This is a genomic window from Bathymodiolus azoricus thioautotrophic gill symbiont, from assembly GCF_001298715.1.
Classification (GTDB): Bacteria; Pseudomonadota; Gammaproteobacteria; order PS1; family Pseudothioglobaceae; genus Thiodubiliella.
Genome location: NZ_CDSC02000435.1, coordinates 1 through 2,271, shown reverse-complemented (window position 1 = coordinate 2,271; position 2,271 = coordinate 1). Strand labels below are relative to the sequence as shown.

Annotated in this window: 3 protein-coding genes; 2 read left to right on the top strand and 1 reads right to left on the bottom strand. The window is 37.4% G+C overall.

Annotated features, from left to right (window positions below):
* A partial coding sequence (locus BAZSYMA_RS08285; protein WP_143243173.1) for an ATP-dependent metallopeptidase FtsH/Yme1/Tma family protein occupies nucleotides 1-1,096 on the bottom strand: 1,096 nt, incomplete at its 3' end.
* Between the two features lie 134 nt (nucleotides 1,097-1,230).
* Between BAZSYMA_RS08285 and BAZSYMA_RS08280 the strand changes: the two genes are divergently transcribed.
* Nucleotides 1,231-1,467, top strand: a complete 237-nt coding sequence (locus BAZSYMA_RS08280) for a TIGR02647 family protein (protein ID WP_090717828.1) — start codon at nucleotides 1,231-1,233, stop codon at nucleotides 1,465-1,467.
* Between the two features lie 379 nt (nucleotides 1,468-1,846).
* Complete coding sequence (locus BAZSYMA_RS08275; protein ID WP_090717823.1) at nucleotides 1,847-2,140, top strand: DUF4136 domain-containing protein; 294 nt, start codon at nucleotides 1,847-1,849, stop codon at nucleotides 2,138-2,140.
* The last annotated feature ends 131 nt before the right edge of the window (nucleotides 2,141-2,271 follow it).

Genomic DNA, 2,271 nt, shown 5'->3' with positions numbered 1-2,271 from the left:
CAGCTCCTGAAAAACCAGGCGTACCTCGCGCTAAATCTCTAATACTCACATCTTCCGCTTGAGGAACTTTTTGGATATGGACTTTCAAAATTTGCTCACGCCCTTTAATATCAGGCAAGCCAACATGAACTTCTCGGTCAAAGCGCCCAGGCCTTAATAAAGCTTTATCTAAAACATCCGAACGATTCGTTGCGGCAATAACAATAATACCTTCATTACCACTAAAACCATCCATTTCTACCAATAGTTGGTTTAAGGTTTGCTCACGTTCATCATTACCCCCTCCACCGGTACCTGCCCCACCACGCTGGCGACCTACCGCATCAATCTCATCAATAAAGATAATACAAGGCGCTCGTTTTTTAGCCTGTTCAAACATATCACGCACACGTGACGCACCCACACCAACAAACATCTCTACAAAATCAGAACCTGAAATAGAGAAAAATGGCACATTAGCTTCACCGGCAATTGCCCGCGCTAATAAAGTTTTACCTGTTCCTGGAGGACCAACTAATAACACCCCATGAGGAATTTTGCCGCCAACAAATTCGTATTTAGAAGGGTCTTTCAGAAAATCAACAATTTCCATCACATCTTCTTTTGCCTCTTCTACACCTGCAACATCAGAAAAACCGACTTTAATTTGATCCTCTTCAAGTAGCTTAGCACGACTTTTGCCCATGCCCATTTGACCGCCGTCACCACCTGCGCCGCCTTGCTGCTTGCGGAAAAAATAAACCCAAACAGCAATAAGCAGCAACATTGGCGCCCAAGAAATAAAAATTTGCGTCAGCATTGACTGCTTTTCAGGTGTTGCAACTTTAATCTTTACACCATATTGAATAAGGTCATCAATTAAATGGGTATCATCCGGATTATAAGTTATAAAGGGTTCACCATTAATCAACTTACCTTTTACTTTTTCACCCTCAATGGTGACTTCAGATACCACCCCATTGCGGATATCCTCAATAAAATCAGAGTACAGAATTGTATAGTTCTGCTCATAGGTCGGTTGCATTCGTCCCATCATGCTAAAAAGTACACTACCAACCACTACGAACATAGCAATTCTTACTAAAATCTTCATCATATAATTTCTCTATTATTATCAAAAACCAGGAACTAAAACTCCTAATTTTTATTATTTTTTATTCTTTGTTTCTCTGTACCCCATGAGCTTTGTATAATGCTAAAATTAATTTATACAACCAAAGGAACTAAACTATGCCAATCTCATCAAATCTTGTTGAAGAAATTACCATTTTAACACGTTACAACCAAGCATCAACGCAAGCCGGTATTAAAGTACACGACACAGCACAACCAGAATCCATTGCTGCCGTTAAGCGTTTATTTGATAAAGGCTTAATCTCTCGAGATGATGGCGGCTATTTAACTGACTTAGGCATTGAAACGGCTGAGCATATACAAAGAGCCTTAACTATATTAACATCCAAATAAGCTTCTTTATTTATCAAAAAAAGTAAGGCTAATAAATTTTCAAAATTTTCCTTACTTGTTAGACTTTTCTAGCCCATGCAAACAGCTATAAAATACTTATAGCTGTTTAGGTTACCTAGTTCGTAGCCGTTGTTTTTTTATACTGAAAAGCCTCCTCCCCCACTCACTTTTAATCTTACCAACCTTCCCCTAAAGAGATAAGAATAAATACAGAGAATCCATATTTCAAATTCTCGCATAAAAACCAAACCCTATATTAGCATACAATGAAATAGATACGTATCGTTTACTGCTATTAAAAACATACAACATAAGCTACTATTGAAATACTTAGAAGCGAAAATTTTGCTACTGTCTCTCACTCTAACAGGACACTAAAATGAGAAAATACCTCTTATCATTTATCGTTATAGTCTTTATAACCAGCTGCTCTTCACTTACCCTAGATACTGATTACGATAAATCTATAGACTTTTCCAGCCTTAAAACTTACCGCTGGCATGCTCAAAATAAATACAATACTGCGAGCCAACAATATTTAAAAGTTAACAACTTAATGGATCAGCGCATTCGATCTACCATCAATCAGCAGTTAAAAACTCAAGGCTATATCTTAGAAAGCACAAAAAAGGTCGAGTTTTTTAGTCAATTACAGTGTTGTGATAGAAGATAAAACCGATATACATACCTATAATAATTACAATGGTTATTATCTAGGTTTTCGCTACGGTACTGGCTTTGGCTATTACGGACATGGTATAGCTTATAACTCTGGGTCAGACATACAAGTTATCTATTACCAAC